The 18857-nt window shown below is 70.4% G+C and carries 17 protein-coding genes and 1 pseudogene; 15 read left to right on the forward strand and 3 right to left on the reverse strand.

The window, feature by feature from the left end; translation table 11 throughout:
* Positions 1–165 precede the first annotated feature (165 nt).
* Positions 166–1167: a quinone oxidoreductase family protein gene (locus OG223_RS31155; RefSeq protein WP_329255782.1), complete on the forward strand. Its 1002-nt coding sequence runs from the start codon at positions 166–168 to the stop codon at positions 1165–1167.
* Positions 1168–1268: 101 nt separating this feature from the next.
* On the opposite strand, the gene OG223_RS31160 is transcribed toward OG223_RS31155, so the two are convergent.
* A complete protein-coding gene (locus tag OG223_RS31160; RefSeq protein WP_329255784.1) occupies positions 1269–2636 on the reverse strand; it encodes a sensor histidine kinase in 1368 nt (455 codons plus the stop codon).
* 149 nt (positions 2637–2785) lie between these two features.
* Positions 2786–4018, reverse strand: coding sequence for a sensor histidine kinase (locus tag OG223_RS31165; RefSeq protein ID WP_329255785.1), 1233 nt, complete (start codon positions 4016–4018; stop codon positions 2786–2788).
* 293 nt (positions 4019–4311) lie between these two features.
* On the opposite strand from OG223_RS31165, the gene OG223_RS31170 reads away from it, so the two are divergent.
* The 14 genes and pseudogenes from OG223_RS31170 to OG223_RS31235 all read left to right on the forward strand — a co-directional run bounded on the left by OG223_RS31170 (position 4312) and on the right by OG223_RS31235 (position 18256).
* Positions 4312–4707: an NADH-quinone oxidoreductase subunit A gene (locus tag OG223_RS31170; protein ID WP_329265568.1), complete on the forward strand. Its 396-nt coding sequence runs from the start codon at positions 4312–4314 to the stop codon at positions 4705–4707.
* The gene (locus OG223_RS31175; RefSeq protein WP_329255787.1) at positions 4698–5435 is read left to right on the forward strand and encodes an NADH-quinone oxidoreductase subunit B; all 738 of its coding nucleotides are present in this window, start codon (positions 4698–4700) and stop codon (positions 5433–5435) included. Before OG223_RS31170 ends, OG223_RS31175 begins: the two co-directional genes overlap by 10 nt.
* Positions 5432–7237: an NADH-quinone oxidoreductase subunit C gene (locus OG223_RS31180; RefSeq protein WP_329255788.1), complete on the forward strand. Its 1806-nt coding sequence runs from the start codon at positions 5432–5434 to the stop codon at positions 7235–7237. Before OG223_RS31175 ends, OG223_RS31180 begins: the two co-directional genes overlap by 4 nt.
* Entirely contained in the window at positions 7234–8205 is a 972-nt protein-coding gene (locus tag OG223_RS31185) for a complex I subunit 1/NuoH family protein (RefSeq protein WP_329255790.1), read from the forward strand. The genes OG223_RS31180 and OG223_RS31185 overlap by 4 nt, the downstream gene beginning before the upstream one ends.
* Positions 8202–8742, forward strand: a pseudogene (locus OG223_RS31190) (NuoI/complex I 23 kDa subunit family protein); the annotation flags it as partial. The gene OG223_RS31185 and the pseudogene OG223_RS31190, both read left to right, overlap by 4 nt.
* A gap of 514 nt (positions 8743–9256) precedes the next feature.
* A complete protein-coding gene (locus tag OG223_RS31195) occupies positions 9257–10036 on the forward strand; it encodes an NADH-quinone oxidoreductase subunit J family protein (protein WP_329255792.1) in 780 nt (259 codons plus the stop codon).
* On the forward strand, positions 10036–10443 hold the full coding sequence (gene nuoK / locus OG223_RS31200; RefSeq protein ID WP_329255794.1) for an NADH-quinone oxidoreductase subunit NuoK: 408 nt from the start codon (positions 10036–10038) through the stop codon (positions 10441–10443). The genes OG223_RS31195 and nuoK overlap by 1 nt, the downstream gene beginning before the upstream one ends.
* A complete protein-coding gene (locus OG223_RS31205; protein ID WP_329255796.1) occupies positions 10440–12434 on the forward strand; it encodes an NADH-quinone oxidoreductase subunit 5 family protein in 1995 nt (664 codons plus the stop codon). The genes nuoK and OG223_RS31205 overlap by 4 nt, the downstream gene beginning before the upstream one ends.
* Before the next feature lie 6 nt (positions 12435–12440).
* Positions 12441–14015 carry a complex I subunit 4 family protein gene (locus OG223_RS31210; RefSeq protein ID WP_329255798.1) on the forward strand — a complete coding sequence of 525 codons (1575 nt, stop codon included), beginning with the start codon at positions 12441–12443 and terminating at the stop codon, positions 14013–14015.
* Positions 14012–15535: an NADH-quinone oxidoreductase subunit N gene (locus OG223_RS31215; protein WP_329255800.1), complete on the forward strand. Its 1524-nt coding sequence runs from the start codon at positions 14012–14014 to the stop codon at positions 15533–15535. The genes OG223_RS31210 and OG223_RS31215 overlap by 4 nt, the downstream gene beginning before the upstream one ends.
* A gap of 190 nt (positions 15536–15725) precedes the next feature.
* Complete coding sequence (htpX, locus tag OG223_RS31220) at positions 15726–16589, forward strand: zinc metalloprotease HtpX (RefSeq protein WP_329255802.1); 864 nt, start codon at positions 15726–15728, stop codon at positions 16587–16589.
* The gene (locus tag OG223_RS31225; protein ID WP_329255804.1) at positions 16586–16978 is read left to right on the forward strand and encodes a YccF domain-containing protein; all 393 of its coding nucleotides are present in this window, start codon (positions 16586–16588) and stop codon (positions 16976–16978) included. Before htpX ends, OG223_RS31225 begins: the two co-directional genes overlap by 4 nt.
* A gap of 176 nt (positions 16979–17154) precedes the next feature.
* A complete protein-coding gene (locus tag OG223_RS31230; RefSeq protein ID WP_329255806.1) occupies positions 17155–17721 on the forward strand; it encodes an SMI1/KNR4 family protein in 567 nt (188 codons plus the stop codon).
* 268 nt (positions 17722–17989) lie between these two features.
* Complete coding sequence (locus OG223_RS31235; protein WP_019061143.1) at positions 17990–18256, forward strand: GlsB/YeaQ/YmgE family stress response membrane protein; 267 nt, start codon at positions 17990–17992, stop codon at positions 18254–18256.
* A gap of 105 nt (positions 18257–18361) precedes the next feature.
* Here the strand turns inward: OG223_RS31235 and OG223_RS31240 are convergent, their stop codons facing one another.
* Entirely contained in the window at positions 18362–18850 is a 489-nt protein-coding gene (locus OG223_RS31240) for a YajQ family cyclic di-GMP-binding protein (protein ID WP_329255808.1), read from the reverse strand.
* Positions 18851–18857: the final 7 nt, after the last annotated feature.

Here is an 18857-nt window from a genome sequence, read left to right on the forward strand (position 1 = left end):
CACGTCGATTCGCGTCCGTCCACACGACAGCTCCAGCATTCCAGTATTCGGACCTCGGTGCGTCCGGGCGACTGGAATAAGGGGAGGATCTCGCCGGTTTCGGCCTTCCGCACGACCCGGTCCCGATCACCGGGCGCCGGGCACCGGACACGGAGGGGTGGGCCCGTGCGGGCGAGCGCGTTCAAGGAGACCGGCGGACCGGAGGTACTGCGCCTCGTGGACCTCCCCGACCCCGAGCCGGGCCCGGGCGAGGTCCTGATCCAGGTCGCCTACGCCGGCGTCAACTACGGCGAGATCCAGCACCGCCTCGGCGACTTCGGCGAACCCGACGGCGAGACCGTCACGGGTCTGGAGGCGTCCGGCCGGGTGGCCGCGCTGGGCGAGGGCGTGACCGAGGTGTCGGTCGGGGACGCGGTGACGGCGTACCTCCCGGACGGCGGGGGCTACGCGGAGTACGCCGTCGCCCCCGCCCCCTTCGTCTTCCCGCTCCCCGACGGCCTCGACGAGCGCACCGCCGGCGCCGCCGCACTCGTCCTCACGACGGCGTACGGCGTGCTGGCCGGGGCGGCCCGGATCGGCCCCGGCGACACGGTCCTCGTCCACGCGGCGGCCGGGGGCGTCGGCGGCGTGGCCGCGCAGCTCGCCCGGGCGCTGGGAGCGACCGAGGTCTACGGCACCGTCAGCACACGCGAGAAGGCGGAGTACGCCCGCCGTTCCTTCGGCTACGACGAGGTCTTCGTCCGCGAGGGCTTCCCGGAGGCGGTCCTGGCGGCCACCTCCGGCCGGGGCGTCGACATCGTCCTCGACCCGGTCGGCGGCCCGACCCGCCTGGCGAGCTTCGAGGTCCTGGCCCCCTTCGGCCGCCTCGCGGTCTACGGCGAAGCCGCCCGCCACCCCGACCTTCAGCTCCCGGTCCTCCCGATCTGGAAGCACAACCGCACCCTGACCGGCTACAACATCGGAGACCTGGCCCGCCGCGACCCGGAGACGGTACGCGCCCACGCGCTGAGCGCGCTGGCGCTGGCCGCCTCCGGTGCCGTACGGATCGATGTCACCGAGGAGTACGCGCTGGAGTCCGCGGTGGAGGCGCATCGGCTGCTGGGGGAGGGGCGGAACAAGGGGAAGGTCGTCCTCAGGGTGGGCACTCTCGGCCCGTCCGGCGTTTGAGGGCGAGGCCGTTCAGGCCGAAGAAGGGTCTGGGGGCGCAGCCCCCAGGGGGACGGGCAGGGGCTCAACCCCTCGACTCCGCCCCCCCGACCCCCTCACCCTCAGCCCCGCCAGGGGAGCTCCGCCGTGATCCGGGTAGGCCCACCCGCCGGTGAGTCGACCACCAGAATCCCGTCCACCGCGTCCAACCGCCCGGCAAGACCGGCCAACCCCGAACCGCCGGAGGCGTCCGCTCCGCCCACCCCGTTGTCCACCACCTGAAGCATCAGCCGGTTCTCCACCCGCCACACATCCACCGCGGCCCAGGTCGCCTTCGCGTGCTTGCTGATGTTCTGGAGCAGCTCGGAGACGGTGAAGTACGCGATCCCCTCGATCGCGGCCGCCGGCCGCGCCGGCAGATCCACGTCCACCTGCACCGGCACCGTGCACCGCGAGGCGACGGAGGAGAGGGCCGCGTCGAGCCCCCGGTCCGTGAGGACGGCGGGATGGATCCCGCGCGCCAGATCCCGCAGTTCCTGCAACGCCGTCTTCACCTCACCGTGCGCCTCGCCCACCATCCGCGCCGCCTCCTGCGGGTCCTCCGTCAGCTTCTCCTTCGCCAGCCCCAGATCCATGGCCAGCGCCACCAGCCGGGCCTGCGCCCCGTCGTGCAGATCGCGCTCGATCCGTCGTAGGTCCGCCGCCGCCGTGTCGACCACGACACCCCGGTCCGACTCCAGCTCCACGACCCGCGTCGCGAGCCTCGACGGGCCCAGCAGCCCGTGCACCATCACCCGGTCCACCATCGTCAGCGCCCGCACGATCCACGGCGTGGCCAGCGTGAACAGCAGTCCCACCAGCGCGGTCACCGTGATCTCGAACGGGTTGTCCAGATAGATCTGGTGGTGCCCGTCGCCGTAGAGCTGAAGGCCGCCCCCACCGCCGTACATCGGGAAGAGCCAGAACCACAGCGGATACGTCAGCAGGGCCCAGCCGTACGCCCAGAAGTTGAGGGCGACGACGAAGGAGAAGACCGCCCAGGGGAAGTGCAGTACCGCGTACAGCAGTTGGCGCCAGGACGCGCCGCTCTTGAGGACGGCGCCCATCCAGGCCATCGGGCCGTTCTTCTTCATGCGCAGCGGCTCGGGGGCGGCGACGTCCAGGTCGAGCAGCTTGCGGGCCCGCGCCCGTTCCAGCGCGCCGAAGCCGCGGCAGCCGGCGAGCGCGCCCGCCAGGACCGGCACGCCGAGGAAGGTGATCAGCAGGCCCGCGCCCAGCGCCACCATCGTCACCGCGTACGTGAAGAGCAGGATGCTGATCGGCAGGCTCAGCAGTACGTAGCCGAACTCGCGCCAACTGCGCGCCTCCAGGGGTGCGCGCAACGCGGCCGGCAGGCGGTGCGGGCGCCGGGGCCGCTCGTCGAGGTCGAACGCGCCCTGCGATCCGTACCCCTGCCCGTATCCCTGTCCGTGCCCGTACTCCGTGGCCATTGACGTCGTCCCGTTCTACTCGTTTCCGCGGCCGTGCGCCGTGCCGGCGTATGCCCGCCGTCGTATCTCCAGACTGCTCGGCCGCAGGTCCGTGGACCATGGAGTCCGTCGGCCTCTGGGGAGGGGGGTTTTCCCTACCCCGCTCCCCTCTACTTCTGGCGCGGTTCGGCGGTCCGCTCGCGCCAGGGCAGTTCCGCGGTCACCGTCGTAGGGCCGCCGGGTGGGGAGTCGAGGACGAACAGGCCGTCCACCGCGCCCAGCCGGTCGGCGAGGCCGCGCATGCCGGTGCCGCCGTCGAGGTTCGCGCCGCCGCGGCCGTCGTCCCACACCTGGATCAGCAGCCGGTCCTCCGCCCGCCACACGTCCACCGACGCGGTACGGGCGCCGCTGTGCTTGCTGATGTTCTGCAGCAGCTCGGAGACGGTGAAGTACGCGATGCCCTCGATGGCGGCGGCCGGGCGTGCGCCGATGTCGGCCGTCACCTTCACCGGCACCGTGCAGCGCGAGGCCACGGAGGACAGGGCGGCGTCCAGCCCGCGGTCCGTGAGCACGGCGGGATGGATGCCGCGCGCCAGGTCCCGCAGCTCCTGGAGTGCCAGCTTCACCTCACCGTGCGCCTCGTCGACCATCGCGGCGACCTGCTCGTCGGCCTGTCCCTCCAGCAGCTTCTCCTTGGCCAGCCCGAGCCCCATGGCCAGATTGACCAGCCGGGCCTGCGCCCCGTCGTGCAGATCGCGCTCGATCCGTCGCAGATCCGCCGCCGCCGTGTCGACCACGACCCCGCGATCGGACTCCAACTCGGCGATACGGCGCTCCAGTTCGTCGGAGGGGGACAGGAGGCCGCGCACCATCGCCCGGTCCGCGTTCGCCAGCCCGCGCGCGATGAACGGCAGCACCGGCCACAGCACGAACAACGAGGTCAGCGTGACGGTGAAGGTGACGATGCCCCACGGCAGGCGCATCCCGTCGTACAGCACCGTCCGCCAGCCCACCGGGTCCTTCAGCGCCATCCACACCCGCTGCAGCAGCCCGCCGCCCTTGCGCCACGGCAACGGGCTCGGCTCGTCGATCCGCACCCCCAGCAGCCGCCGGGCCCGGCCCCGCTCGAACTTCCCGATCAGCCGCGCGCCCATCAACCCCAGCGCGAGCAGCGGGAACCCGACCACGGTGACGGTCAGCCCGGCGCTGACGCACAGCATCGTCACCACATAGACGAAGCCGAACACCGACACCGGCAGATTCGTCAGGAGATGCGCGATCTCCTTCCAGGTGTGTCTGTCGTAGGCGAAGCGGGCGGGCGGCAGCGGCTCGTCGAGATCGCGGAGATCGTTGAGCCCGCCGCCGGGTGCCGCCGGGTCGGCGTAGGGGTTGCGTACGGTCATATGGGCCAGCGTGCCGCGCGACGCGCCCCAGCGCCATGAGGTCCGCCGCCCCGGTCTCCTGGGGAAAACCCCACCACGGCATCTCAGGGAGATCTCGGGGAGACCTTGAGGCGTGACGGGCTGCTTACCGTGCCTTTAACAGGGCCTAGACTCCCGTGCGTACAGATCGTCGAACACAGAGTTCACTTGGGTCACCGGGGTAGCGGGACATCGGGCCGAACTGCCGGTCGCCGGTTGCCAGGGATGAGGAGGGGTCGGACTTGCGGGAGACGTTGCCGGACACCTTGGGCACCTTGCGGGAGCCGACCGTGGTCGTCGCGGCGGACTACTTCCGGTCCTACTCCGTCGTGGGGCTGCTCGCCGTCGTCGGCGTGCTCTTCGTCGCCGTGGCCTTCGGCGCCGGCCGCCTGCTGCGCCCGGTCGTTCCCACCCCCGAGAAACTCCTGACGTACGAGTGCGGCGTCGACCCCGTCGGCGAGGGCTGGGCCCACACCCAAGTCCGGTACTACGTCTACGCGTTCCTGTACGTCGTCTTCGCCGTCGACTCGATCTTCCTCTTCCCCTGGGCCACGGTCTTCGCAGCGCCCGGCTACGGCGCGACCACCCTCGTCGAGATGTTCATCTTCCTCGGCTTCCTGGCCGTGGGCCTGCTGTACGCATACAAGAAGGGCGTCCTGGCATGGACGTGACCCCCGAGCCCGTGTCGTTGCCGGAGCCGAAACGGCTGGGCACCCTCGCCCGCCTCGCCCCCGAACCCATGAAGGTCGTCCTCAACTGGGGCCGCCGCTACTCCCTCTGGGTCTTCAACTTCGGCCTCGCCTGCTGCGCCATCGAGTTCATCGCCGCGTCCATGGCCCGCCACGACTTCATCCGCCTGGGTGTCATCCCCTTCGCGCCCGGCCCGCGCCAAGCGGACCTGATGGTGGTGTCGGGCACGGTCACGGACAAGATGGCCCCGGCCGTGAAACGCCTCTACGAGCAGATGCCCGAGCCCAAATACGTCATCTCCTTCGGCGCGTGCAGCAACTGCGGCGGCCCGTACTGGGACTCGTACTCCGTCACGAAGGGCGTCGACCAGATCATCCCGGTCGACGTCTACGTCCCCGGCTGCCCACCCCGCCCCGAAGCCCTCCTCCAGGGCATCCTCAAACTCCAGGAGAAGATCGCCCGGGAGTCGCTGGGGGAGCGGTACGGGTACGGGACCGCGGGGGGTCGGCCTTCTACGGCGGCACTGCAGAGTGGGTTGGTGGCGGGGCCGGGGTCGGGGTCGGGGGCAGCGCCGGTGGCTGGTGGGGGTTCGGGTTCGGAGGGCGAGGACGAGGACGAGGGTGTGAAGGGCGCGGGTTCGTCCGCCGACTCAGGCTCGGGCTCGGGCTCCGACTCGGGCTCCAACTCCGGCTCGGGGGACGCCCGATGACCGCCGTCGGTTGGCTGCCCGCTCCGGTTGAGGAACTGTTCGGTACGGAGGCCACGGCCGAGCGGTCCTACGACCTCCTCACGGTCGACGTACCCCCCACCATCTGGCTCGCCGCCCTGCGCACCGCCCGCGACGACCTGGGCTGCACCTACTTCGACTGGCTGAGCGCGGTCGACGAACCAGGCACCGGCTTCCGCGTCTCCGCCCACGTCGTGGCGCTGGCACCGGTACGCCGACTCCTCGTCCGTACGACGGTCCCGCACGAGACCCCCGCACTCCCCACCGCCGTCGACGTCTACGCGGGCGCGGCCTGGCACGAACGCGAGACCCACGAAATGTTCGGCGTCGACTTCGAGGGCCACCCGGCACTGGACCACCTCCTCCTCCCGGAAACCTTCGAAGGCCATCCCCTCCGCAAGGACTTCGTCCTCGCAGCCCGAGTCGCCAAGGCCTGGCCCGGCGCGAAGGAACCCGGCGAGTCCGACCACGGCGCCCCCAAACGCCGCCAAATGCTCCCGCCGGGCGTCCCCGACCCGAACGAGTGGGGCCCCCTGAAGGGCCAACTCCCAGCGGCCCCGACCCGCCCCGCCCGCGGCACGGCACGAGCAGCGGGCGAACGTCCGGCACGGGCGACGCGGGCAGCGGGTGAGCGCCCGGCACGGGCGGAGGGTGAGCGCCCGGTGGCTGCGGCGGGCGAGTCTCCGGCTCGCGCGGGGGGCGACGCTCCGGCACGTGCGGTGGGCGATCGCCCTGTGCGGCGGGCTCGTTCGGCTTCGGAGGGGTCGGTGAGTCAGGGGGGAGCGGCTGGGGGTGACGGGCCTTCGGCTGGGGGTGCGGCGCCTTCGGATGGGGGCGCGGTGTCGCTGACTGGGGGTGCAGCGCCGTCGGGTGAGGGTACGGTGCCGTCGGCTGGGGGCGTGAAGCCGTCGGCCGGGAGTGAAGTGCCCTCGGTTGGGAGGGCGGTGCCGTCGGCTGGAGGCACGGTGCCGTCGGCCGGGAGCGAAGCGTCGCCGGTTGAGAGGGCAGGGCAGGCGAGTGACGGTGCGGTGCCGTCGACCGAGGGGCAGGCTCAGTCGGCCGAGGGCGTTCGTGCCCCCGCGGTGCCGCCTGCTGGGCCGCGCCGGGCGCGCAGCGCGAGCGAGGGTTCGGTGAGCCAGGGCCAGGGCCAAGGCCAGGGTCAAGGCCAGGAGTCCGGTGACGGGACCGGTACCGATCGCGGGGAGCGGGGTTCGGGAACCCCGGTCGCGCCGCGCCGCGCACGCAGCGCCTCGGAAGGTTCGGCGAGTCAACAGGGGACGGGCGCGGCAACCCCGCGCCGTTCGCGCAGCGCGAGCGACGGCTCGGCATCGCAACAGGCGGAGGCACAGGCCCAAGCGCAGGCCCAGGAATCGGCACCGGCACCGGTGGTGGAACCGGAATCGACATCTCCGGCGGAGTCGTCACAAGGATCGGCATCAGCACGCGAGGGCAACACCGCCCAGCCCTCCACCGCACCCCTCAGCGCGGACGCACCGTGGCACAACGCCCGCCCAGCTTTTGACGAGCCCGAGCCCGAGCCCGAGCCCGAGCCCGAGCCCGAGCCCGAGCCCGAGCCCGAGCCCGAGCCCGAGGTCGAGGTCGAGGTCGAGGTCGAGTCTGAGGCCGGCCCCGGACCGGGACCCGATTCGCCCGCACCTGAGCCGGACTATGAATCAACTGCACCTGACCCGGAGGCAGTTGAACAGCCCGATTCACCTCCCAGCCGCGACGACCCCACCCCCCAAGACCCAACCCCCGACACCCCCACAGGAGGCCCGCAGTGAACGACGCGCTCGACGTCGCCCTGCGACTCCTGATCGTCTTCGTCGTCTTCCTCACCTTCCCCCTGATCGTCGGTCAGACTGAGCACAAGGTGATGGCCCACATGCAGGGCCGCCTCGGCCCCATGTACGCCGGCGGCTTCCACGGCTGGGCCCAACTCGTCGCGGACGGCGTGAAGTTCGCCCAGAAGGAAGACATCGTCCCGGCCGGCGCGGACCGCCGTGTCTTCCAACTCGCCCCCGCTGTCGCCCTCCTCCCGTACCTGCTCGTCCTCCTCGCCATCCCCATCGGCCCGAGCGAGGGCGCCGTCGGCCAGCTCCTGGACGCGGGCATCTTCTTCGTCCTCGCGGTGATGGGTGTGAGTGTCCTCGGCTCTCTCATGGCCGGCTGGGCCTCCGCCAACAAGTTCTCCCTCCTCGGCGGCCTCCGCACCGCCGCACAACTCCTCGCCTACGAACTCCCCATGCTGCTCACCGCCGCCTCCGTGGCGATGGCAGCCGGCACGGTCTCCCTCCCCGGCATCCTCGACGCCTTCCACTGGTGGTGGCTGCCCTGGCAGATCGTCGGTGCGATCGTCTTCTTCGTGGCGGGCCTGGCCGAACTCCAACGCCCTCCCTTCGACATGCCCGTCGCCGACTCCGAGATCATCTTCGGCGCCTACACCGAGTACACCGGTCTCCGCTTCGCGCTCTTCCTCCTCGCCGAGTACGCCGGAATCGTCGTCCTGTGCGGCCTGACCACCGTCCTCTTCCTGGGCGGCTGGCACGGCCCGTGGGGCGCGGACGGCCTCGGCTGGGTCTGGACCCTGCTGAAGACCGCACTCCTCGCCTTCGTCGTCATCTGGCTCCGCGTCACCTATCCCCGCCTGCGCGAGGACCAGCTCCAGAAGCTCTCCTGGACCCTCCTCGTCCCCCTCTCCCTCGCTCAGATCGCCCTCACCGGCATCGTGAAGGTGGTGTTCCTCCAGTGACCCCGTTCCCCGGCTCCGGCCTGGCCAAGGGCCTGGCCGTCACCCTCCGCACGATGACGAAGAAGACCGTCACCGAGCAGTACCCGGACACCCAGCCCGACCTCCCGCCCCGCACCCGCGGAGTCATCGGCCTGTTCGAGGAGAACTGCACGGTCTGCATGCTCTGTGCCCGCGAGTGCCCCGACTGGTGCATCTACATCGACTCCCACAAGGAGACGGTCCCGGCGGCGGCCCCCGGTGGTCGCGAGCGCAGCCGCAACGTCCTCGACCGCTTCGCCATCGACTTCTCCCTGTGCATGTACTGCGGTATCTGCATCGAGGTCTGTCCTTTCGACGCACTGTTCTGGTCCCCGGAGTTCGAGTACGCCGAGACCGACATCCACGAACTCACCCACGAACGCGACAAGCTCCGCGAGTGGATGTGGACCGTCCCGGCCCCACCCGCCCTCGACCCCGGCGCCGAGGAACCCAAGGAGATCGCCGCCGCCCACAAGACCGCGGAGAAACTGGCCGCGACCCAGGCAGCACAGGCGGCGGAAGCCGCGGAGGCCTCGCAGACTGCCGGGTCTACGCAGAGCGCAGAAGCCACAGAGGCCTCGCAAACTGCGGAAGCCACAGGTGCCGTGGAGGCCACGCAGACCAAGCCGGCAGAGGTCGCGCAGACCCCAGAGGTGACCGAGACCGCGCAGCCCAAGCGGGCAGAGACCATGCCGCCAGCAGAGGTCACGCAGGCTGCAGACGCCACTGAAGCCGCGCCGCCCGAGCCCGGAGAGGCCACCGGGACCGCGCCGCCCGAGCCTGCAGACGCCACCGGGACCGCGCAGTCCAAGCCCGGAGGGGCCACTCAAGCCGGAGACGTCACCGAAGCCGCGCCGTCCAAGCCCGCTGAGGTCACCGAACCCGCGCCGTCCAACCCCGTCGAGCCCACCGAACCTGCGCAGGCCGACCGCGCCGAGGTCGCGCAGACCGAGCCCGTCGACCCAACCGCGCCCACGAACCCGACCGACCCCGCCGAGCCCAACGACCCCACTGAGCCGCCGGAGGGACGATCGTGACCCTCGCCGAAACCGTCACCGCCACGGCAACCCTCGCCGCCCCCCACACCCACGGCTTCCTCTCCCCGACCGGTGTCGAGATCGCCTTCCTCCTCGTCGGACTGGTCACCTTCGGCGCCGCTCTCGTCACCGTCACCACCAAGCAGCTCGTGCACGCCGCCCTGTGGCTGGTGGTGACCCTCGGTGGTCTCGCCGTCGAATACCTCCTCCTCACCGCTGAGTTCATCGCCTGGGTGCAGGTCCTCATCTATGTCGGCTCCGTCGTCGTCCTCCTTCTCTTCGGTCTGATGCTCACCAGGGCCCCCATCGGCCGCTCCCCGGACGCCGATTCGGACAACCGGTGGGCCGCCCTCGCCGTGGCCGTCGCCGCCGCGGCGGCCCTGGTCTGGGTCGTCGTCGATGCCTTCCGCGCGACCTGGGTGGACCTGGACGGTCCGGCCGCCGGCTCGACCGCGGTGACCGGCGCGAGCCTGTTCCAGAACTGGGTCCTCCCCTTCGAGGCCCTCTCCGTCCTTCTCCTCGCGGCACTGGTCGGCGCGATCGTCCTGTCCCGCAAGACGAAGTCGGAGCTGAGCTCTCCCCCTGTGAACTCCCGGGGCGCGAGCGGTAGTTCCCCATCCGTCCCGGATTCCCGCAATCACACGTTCGGGCGAAATGGTCGCTCTCAAGGCAGCGATCCGACCAAGCGGAACATCCCGACCGAGCAGACCACCCCGACCGACCGGAACGACGCGACCGAGCAGACCAACCCCGCCGAACAGAAGGGAGCCCGCTGATGCACCTCGTCTATCCCGCCGTGCTCGCCGCCCTCCTCTTCTGCACGGGCATCTACGGCGTCCTCGCCCGCCGCAACGCGATCCTCGTCCTGATGTCGGTCGAGCTGATGCTCAACGCCGTCAACCTGAACCTCGTCGCCTTCGACGTATGGCTCAGCCGGACCGCCGAGGAGAAGCTGCACTCCGGCCAGGCCCTGACCCTGTTCACCATCGCCATCGCCGCCGCCGAGATCGGCATCGGCCTGGCGATCGTCCTCGCCGTCTACCGAGCCCGCGGTACCTCGGACATCGACAGGCTCCGCGACTCCGCCGAGGGCCACGAAACCGACGGCCCGGACAGCGACGCCGTCGACACCGACGGCACCACCGAGCCCCCCGCGGCCGAGAAGGCTGAGGCCACCGCGTGACCACGACCACCCTCGCCGTCCTCGTCCCCCTCCTTCCGTTCCTGGGCGCCGCGGCCGGCCTGCTCCTGGGCCGTACCGCCCCCGGCTTCGTCCGCCCGCTCGCCGTCCTGCCGACGCTCGCCGCGCTCGCGCTGGCCGCGATCGTCGCCGTACGCCAGGGCGGCCACGCGGCGATCGACTCCGCCACCGAACTCACGCCCACCGGCTCGGTCCCCGTCGAACTCGCCCTGCACATCGACGGGTTCGCCGCACTGGTCGCCGTCCTGGTCGCCTTCGTCGCCACCTGCGTGCAGATCTACTCGACGGGCTACCTGCGCGACGACCCGCGCTACCCCTCGTACGCCGCCCTCGTCTCCCTCTTCACCTCCGCGATGCTCCTCGTCGTCTACTCCGGCGACCTGATCGTGCTGCTGGTCGGCTGGGAAGTCATGGGCATCTGCTCCTACTTCCTCGTCGGCCACTACTGGGAGACCCCGGAGGCCCGCGCCGCCTCCATGAAGGCCTTCCTCGTCACCAAACTCGGTGATGTCCCCTTCCTGATCGGCCTGTTCGCGCTCGCCACCGACGCCGGGTCCTTCCGCATCACCAAGATCCTGAGCACCGTCGCGAGCGGCGGACTGCACCACCCGACGCTGATCGCCCTGCTGCTCCTGGCCGGCGTTGCGGGCAAGTCGGCGCAGTTCCCGCTGCACACCTGGCTCCCCGACGCGATGGCGGGCCCCACCCCTGTCTCCGCGCTGATCCATGCCGCGACGATGGTCGCGGCCGGTATCTACTTCATCGCGCGTCTCCTCCCTGTCTTCGAGGCCTCCTCGGCCGCGATGGTCGTCCTCGCCGTCATGGCCGCCGTGACGATGGCCGGCTCGGGCCTCGCCGCGCTTGCCCAGGACGACATCAAGCGCGTCCTCGCCTACTCGACGATCGGCCAACTCGGGTACATGACCGGCGCCCTCGCCGTCGGCGACCGCGGTGCCGCCGTCTTCCACCTCCTGTCCCACGGCGCCTTCAAGGCACTGCTCTTCCTCGCGGCCGGCGTGATCATCCACGCCTCCGGCACCAACTCCCTGGCCGCCATGTCCCGCATGCGCAACCTGCGCACCCGCGTCCCCGACGCCTTCTGGACGATGACCGTGGCGCTCCTCGCGCTCGCCGCGATCCCGCCGTTCAGCGGCTTCTTCTCCAAGGAATCCGTCCTCGGCGCCGCCGAACACGCGGCCACAGGGGACGACGCACACATCCCCGGTGCCGCGGGCTGGATCGTCCTCGTCGCCGGCCTGCTCACGGCCCTGCTCACCGCCGCGTACGCGACCCGCCTGTGGCTGCTCGCCTTCAACGGCCGGGGAGCCGATGCCCCCGACCACGGCAGGCAGCCGGTCGCGATGAACGCCGTGCTGTGGGTGCTCGCCGTCCCGTCCCTCGCCCTCGGCGGGCTCGCCTACCGTGTGCTGCCCGACTGGTTCGACGGCCGAGACCTCACCCCGACGCTCACCACGTCCGTCCTCGGCACGGGCGTCGCCCTCGTCGGCGGCATCGTCACCTACGGCGCCTGGCGGCAGACCACTTCACTCGTGGCCGGTGCACCGATCGGCGCGGTCGCGGCCCACCCGGAGGGCGACGCGGGACTCGTCGAGGCCGAGGCCATCGCGAGCCACGCGGCCGCCTACGGAGACGTGGCGTCGGCGCCCGACCCGGCGGACCCGGGCCGCCTCCTGCTCGGCCCGCTGCACCGCCACGCGGCCACCGGCTTCCACCTGGACGCCGTGTACGCGGCCCTGTTCGTCCGCCCGGTGATGGCCGCGGCGAGTCTCGTCCGGTTCCTCGACCGCGAGGTCGTCGACACCTACGTACGCGGCGCGGGCACCCTGCCCCGCCTCCTCGGAGCCGCCGTACGGCGCGCTCAGACCGGCAATCTGCAGACCTATGTGAGCGCGCTGCTCGCCGGCACCGTCGTCCTGACGGTCGCCGTCCTCCTCGTCGCCACGGGAGCGTGAGCAGGCGTGATCGATATCAACGAGTCCGTGATGCAGGTCCTTCTGGCGTTGATCGTCGTCGGCCCGCTCCTCGGCGCCGTCACCGCTCTGCTGCCCGCCCCGCCCGGGCTGAAGGGGAAGTCGCCCGAGCAGGCCGTACTACGGCACGGCATCACCGTGACCGGCGTGATCCTCATCGCCGCGATCGTCCTCGCGCTCGGCTTCGACCACGACCATCCGTCGAAGATGCAGGCCACGACCGACATCAGTTGGATCCCCGCACTCGACGTGCGCATCCACCTCGGCATCGACGGCATCTCCCTCCCCCTCCTGGTCCTGACCGCGCTGCTGACCTTCCTCTGCGCGCTCTACTCCTACTTCAAGATGCCCGCGGGCCCGTCCCCGAAGGCCTTCGTCGCCCTGCTGCTCGTCCTGGAGTCCGGCACCCTCGCCACCTTCGCCGTCCTCGACCTGATCCTCTTCTTCCTCGCCTTCGAGACCGTCCTCATCCCGATGTACTTCCTCATCGCCCGCTGGGGCGGTGCCCAACGGACCCAGGCCGCCTGGAAGTTCATCCTCTTCACGCTGCTCGGCTCCGTCGTCATGCTGCTCGGCCTGCTCCTGATCGGAATCAAGGCGGGCACATTCGACATGGTGGCACTCGCCACTGACAACGGCCGGTCGCTGACCACATCCGTGCAGGTCATCGCCGTTCTGGCGGTCGGGATCGGGCTCGCGGTCAAGACGCCGATGTGGCCGCTGCACAGTTGGCTGCCCGACGCCCACACCGCCGCCCCGACCGTCGGCTCGGTCCTGCTGGCCGGCGTGATGCTGAAGATGGGCACGTACGGGTTCGTCCGCATCCTGCTGCCGATCGCACCGGACGGCATGCGCACCTTCGCGCCGTACCTCGCCGCCTTCGCCGTCGTCGGGATCATCTACGGCTCCCTGGCCTGCCTCGCCCTCGCCAGACAGGGCGCGAAGGGCGACCTCAAGCGCCTCATCGCGTACTCCTCCGTCGGCCACATGGGCTTCGTCCTGCTCGGTATCTCGACGATGACCCCGACCGGCGTGAACGGCGCCCTGTTCGCCAACATCGCCCACGGCCTCATCACCGGCCTCCTGTTCTTCCTCGTCGGCGCCCTCAAGGACCGCACGGGCACGACCGACCTGGACACCCTGGCCGAGGAGACCGGCGCGGCCCTCTACGGCAAGGCCCCGCGCCTCGGCGGCCTGCTCGCCTTCGCCGCCGTCGCCTCGCTCGGACTGCCCGGACTCGCCGGATTCTGGGGCGAGATGCTGGCGCTGTTCGGCGCGTTCAAGCCCGCCGCCGACCTCAGCCGCCCCGCGTTCCTCACCTTCATGGCGATCGCGGCCTTCGGCACCCTGCTGACCGCCGCCTACATGCTCGCCGTGGTCCGCCGCGTCTGCATGGGCGCCGTGGCGCAGGAGGCACCGAAGCTCGCCGACGTCCAGACGTACGAGTTCGCCGCCTGGACCCCGCTCGTCGCCCTCACCGTCGCCGCCGGCCTGTGGCCCAAGGCACTCCTCGGCCTGACCGACCCGGCCGTGCAGCAGCTCCTCTCAGGAGGCACCCGATGAGCGCCCTGGCCCAGCCTCTCGCGGAGTCGACGGTCCAGTCCGTCGACTGGCTCGCGATCGCACCGCCCACCATCACGGCGGTCGTCGGCCTGGTGGTCCTCGTCGCCGACCTGTTCCTCCAGGACGCCAAAAAGGCGCTCCTGGGCTGGGTTTCGGTCGCCGGCCTGGCCGCCTCCGCGCTCATGCTGTTGCCCCTCCTGGACGGCGACCGCGCCACCTTCTGCCTCACCGGCGACGCGACCGCGTGCAGCTATACGGCGGACCGCTTCACCCTGGTCATCCAGTTCCTGGTCCTCGGCGGCGCGCTCCTCGCGGCCCTCCTGTCGATCACCGCCCTGAAGGACGCAGACAAGGGACTCCCCGAAGGGGAGTACTGGTTCCTGCTGCTGTCCTCCGCCGCGGGCGCCGCCCTCCTGCCCGCCTCGCGCGACCTCGCGACCCTGATCGTCGCCCTGGAGGTCGCCTCCCTGCCCGCCTTCGCCCTCGTCGGCATCCGGCACGGCGACAAGAAGTCCGCCGAAGCGGCCCTCAAGTTCTTCCTGTCCTCGGTCACCGCGACCGCGGTCAGCCTGATGGGCGTCAGCTTCGTCTACGCCACCACCGGCACCCTGTACCTGACCCGCATCGCCGAACGCATCCAGCACGTCGACGGCCAGTTCCACACCCTCGCCCAGACCGGCGTCGTCCTCACTCTCATCGGCTTCGCCTTCAAGACGGCCGCCGTCCCCTTCCACTTCTGGGTACCCGACACCTACGTAGGGGCGCCCCTCCCGATCGCCGCCTACTTGTCGGTCGTCGGCAAGGCGGTCGGCTTCTCCGGCCTGATCCTCGTCACCGTCGTCGCGTTCCCGTCGTACGCCGACGTGTGGGGCCCTGCACTCGCCGTACTGGCCGCCCTCACCATGACGGTCGGCAACCTGGGCGCCCTGCGCCAACAGGCCACGCGCGCGTACAGCGCGGTACGACTCCTCGCCTGGTCCTCCGTCGGACAGGCCGGCTACCTCCTCGTGCCGATCGCCTCCGCCGCCTACTCCAAGGACGCCCAGAAGTCGATCGGCTCCACCGTCGCCTACGCCCTCATGTACGCGGCCGTGAACCTCGGCGCCTTCGCGGTGGCCGCCCTGGTGGGCCGTAGCAGAGCACTGAACCGGATCAGCGACTACCGCGGCCTGTACGCGTCGAACCCCCTCGCGGCCCTCCTCCTGGCCTTCTTCCTGCTGTGCCTCGCCGGACTGCCGCCGGGTGTCATCGGCCTCTTCGCGAAGGTGACCGTCTTCTCGGCGGCCGTCGACGCGGGTCTGGGCTGGCTGGCCGTCGTCATGGCCGTCAACGTGGTGATCGCGCTCTTCTACTACCTCCAGTGGACGGCCCTGCTGTTCCGCGCCCCCGAGGGCGAGCACGCCAAGCACCGCGTCCCCGCGCCCCTCACCGCCGCGCTCGCCCTCACCGGCGCCCTCGGAATCGCCCTCTCCGGAGCACCCCAACTGGTCCTGCGCTTCGCGGGCACCGGACTCTTCTGAGCCACCGGCACATACCACCGTCCTCACCCGGACGGCCCACCCCCGGCGCCGCACGCACAAGGGAACTAGAGCCCCTCGCCTGGCGTTGACCAGTACGGGAGGGTCCACTGGACGTGACACCACGACACCGGTGGCATTCAGAGATCAGCAAGCAAAGGGTTCCCCTGCTGCACGATTTGGAGGGCGTACCGTGCACCGCCGGCACAACGGGCTCAGGACCGCAGTTCTCCTCGGGGGACTGTCCGCACTCATCATCGTCATCGGCAGCTTCTTCGGCCGCATGGGGCTCGTCGTAGCGGTCGTGATCGCGCTGGGCACGAACGCATACGCGTACTGGAACAGCGACAAACTGGCGCTACGCGCGATGCGCGCCCGTCCGGTGAGCGAGTTCGAGGCCCCGGCCCTGTACCGGATGGTCCGTGACCTCTCCACCCAGGCCCGCCAGCCCATGCCGCGCCTGTACATCTCGCCCACGGAGGCCCCCAACGCCTTCGCCACGGGCCGCAACCCGCGCAACGCCGCCGTGTGCTGCACGGAAGGCATCCTGCGCATCCTGGACGAGCGCGAGCTGCGTGGAGTCATCGGCCACGAACTCAGCCATGTCTACAACCGCGACATCCTGATCTCGTCGGTGGTCGGCGCCCTCGCCTCGGTGATCATGTTCCTGGTCAACTTCGCCTGGCTGATCCCGATCGGCCGCTCGAACGACGACGACGGCCCCGGCATCCTGGGCATGCTGCTGATCATGATCCTGGGCCCCCTCGCGGCCAGCCTCATCCAGTTGGCCATCAGCCGCTCCAGGGAGTACGAGGCGGACGCGTCCGGCGCGCAACTGACCGGAGATCCCCTCGCCCTCGCGAGCGCCCTGCGGAAACTCGACGCGGGCACCAAGCAGTTGCCGCTGCCCCCTGAGCCCCGCATCGAGACCGCGAGCCACATGATGATCGCGAACCCCTTCCGCCCGGGCCAGGGACTCTCCAAGATGTTCTCGACACACCCGCCGATGGCGGAGCGTATCGCCCGGCTCGAGAAGATGGCAGGTCGCCCTCAGTGAAAACCATCCTGAACGTCATTTGGCTCGTCCTGAGCGGCTTCTGGCTGTTCCTCGGGTACCTCTTCGCGGGCGCGCTGCTGTGCATCACCGTGATCGGCATCCCGTTCGGCATCGCCGCGTTCCGTATCGGCGTCTACGCCCTGTGGCCCTTCGGGTACACGACGGTCGAGCGCCGGGACGCGGGCGCGCCCTCCTGCATCGGCAACGTCCTGTGGCTGATCCTCGCCGGCTGGTGGCTGGCCCTCGCCCACATCGTCACCGGTATCGCCATGTGCATCACGATCATCGGCATCCCGTTCGGCATCGCCAACTTCAAGCTGATCCCCGTCTCGCTGTTCCCCCTGGGCCGTGAAATCGTGCCCACGGACCAGCCGTTCGCGGCCCGCTGACGTAGGGCAGAGGCCCTACGCGGGAGACGTACGAACTGCTCGGCTGCACACCCGAGGTCGAGCTGCGAACAGGCCGACGCCCGCCGACCCCCGGCTCATGACCAGGAGGTTCTCCACAACCGCCGGGTTGTCCACAGGCCGGCCCGATTGTCAGTGGCGGGCGGCACCATGAAGCCATGACCGAGAACGAGCAGGAACTGCTGACACGGGTGGCCGCCGAGGCCCGCAACACCCGCCCGTGGGGCTGGACTTCACTCCCCGCCCCCGTGGACGAGACCACGGTGACCCGCGCCGAGGCCGCCCTGGGCTTCCGTCTGCCCCCGTTGCTCGCGGCGCTCTACTCGCGCATAGGAGACGGCGGATTCGGCCCGGAGTACGGCCTGTTGCCCCTCCTCGACAACCCACCGGCCGGCGAGCCCGCCGCGGTCACGCAGTACCTCGCCAACCGCGCGAGCGGACAACAGGACCCCGACTGGCCCTGGCCCGAGGGAGTCCTGCCGATATCCCACTGGGGCTGCGCGATGTACGCGTGCGTGGACTGCCGAACCCCGCAGGCCACGGTCCTCCTCTACGAACCGAACGCCGACGAGGCCGACCACGCGTGGTACGTCGACGCGCCCAGCCTCGCCGACTGGCTGCGCTCCTGGCTGGACGGCACGGGCTGGTACGAGGACCACGAAGGCGACGCCGAACCGACGCCGTGGACCGACTTCCGCATACGCACGACGGCACAGGCATCCTGAGCGGCTCCAGGTCCAGCTCCGGCTCCAGTTCCGGCACCGCCACCAGTTCCGGCACCGGTCACCACCAGTGCACCCGACCACCGATCATCATCACCGCGCCCGCCACCGATGCCTGCAACCACCACACGCATCCGTGACGTCCTGTTCATCGACACGGCAGAACATGCAGCGACAGGCCGTGCGCAAGGACCAGCGAACACAGCCTGTCCGGGCGGAATTCACAGCTCCGGATAAGTGCGAGCACAGCGTGAGAGGGCAGGTTCACGGCATGGGCATCATCAGTTGGATCATCCTGGGACTGTTGGCCGGAGCCATCGCCAAATTCCTGCTGCCGGGCCGCGACCCGGGCGGCTTCATCGGTACGACCATCATCGGTGTCGCGGGTGCGTTCATCGGCGGCTGGATATCGGCCCGTTGGCTGGACCACCCGGTCGCCAAGAACTTCTACGACGGCGCCACCTGGGCCTCGGCGATAGGCGGCGCGCTCGTCCTCCTGATCGCCTACCGCATCCTGTTCGGCAACTCGCGCAACTAGCGCGCCCCGTGCCGCAGTCGGCAGGCGAGAAGGGTGGGCACCGACGGGTGCCCACCCTTCCTCGTACTCGGTGATTCGCGCGCGGCGGACGCGCGAAGCGCGGTTCTACCGGTAGTTCACGAACTGCAGCGCGAAGTCGAAGTCCTTGCCCTTGAGCAGGGCCTGCACGGCCTGAAGGTCATCGCGGCTCTTCGAGCTGACCCGCAGTTCGTCGCCCTGCACCTGGGCCTTCACGCCCTTGGGGCCCTCGTCACGAATGATCTTCGCCACCTTCTTCGCGTTGTCCTGGGAGATGCCCTCCTCGATCGACGCGAAGATCTTGTACTCCTTGCCGGAGAGCTGAGGCTCACCGGCGTCCAGTGCCTTCAGCGAGATGCCCCGCTTGATCAGCTTGGACTGGAAGACGTCGAGGATCGCCTTGACCCGCTCCTCGGAGTTCGCCTCCATGAGGATCTTCTCGGCGGACCATGAGATCGAGGCACCCACGCCCTTGAAGTCGTAGCGCTGTGAGATCTCCTTGGCGGCCTGGTTGACGGCGTTGTCGACCTCCTGCCGCTCGACCTTCGAGACGATGTCGAAACTGGAGTCGGCCATGTCCTGT

It is taken from the genome of Streptomyces sp. NBC_01478, assembly GCF_036227225.1.
In the GTDB taxonomy this organism is placed as follows: Bacteria; Actinomycetota; Actinomycetes; order Streptomycetales; family Streptomycetaceae; genus Streptomyces.

What these genes read in the sequence shown, in the direction of transcription:
- OG223_RS31160 (WP_329255784.1), bottom strand. Translation starts at nt 2,636, where the DNA reads ATGGCCACGGAGTACGGGCACGGACAGGGATACGGGCAGGGGTACGGA.
- OG223_RS31215 (WP_329255800.1), top strand. Translation starts at nt 14,012, where the DNA reads ATGAGCGCCCTGGCCCAGCCTCTCGCGGAGTCGACGGTCCAGTCCGTC.
- OG223_RS31165 (WP_329255785.1), bottom strand. Translation starts at nt 4,018, where the DNA reads ATGACCGTACGCAACCCCTACGCCGACCCGGCGGCACCCGGCGGCGGG.
- OG223_RS31235 (WP_019061143.1), top strand. Translation starts at nt 17,990, where the DNA reads ATGGGCATCATCAGTTGGATCATCCTGGGACTGTTGGCCGGAGCCATC.
- OG223_RS31230 (WP_329255806.1), top strand. Translation starts at nt 17,155, where the DNA reads ATGACCGAGAACGAGCAGGAACTGCTGACACGGGTGGCCGCCGAGGCC.
- OG223_RS31180 (WP_329255788.1), top strand. Translation starts at nt 5,432, where the DNA reads ATGACCGCCGTCGGTTGGCTGCCCGCTCCGGTTGAGGAACTGTTCGGT.
- nuoK (WP_329255794.1), top strand. Translation starts at nt 10,036, where the DNA reads ATGCACCTCGTCTATCCCGCCGTGCTCGCCGCCCTCCTCTTCTGCACG.
- OG223_RS31240 (WP_329255808.1), bottom strand. Translation starts at nt 18,850, where the DNA reads ATGGCCGACTCCAGTTTCGACATCGTCTCGAAGGTCGAGCGGCAGGAG.
- OG223_RS31175 (WP_329255787.1), top strand. Translation starts at nt 4,698, where the DNA reads ATGGACGTGACCCCCGAGCCCGTGTCGTTGCCGGAGCCGAAACGGCTG.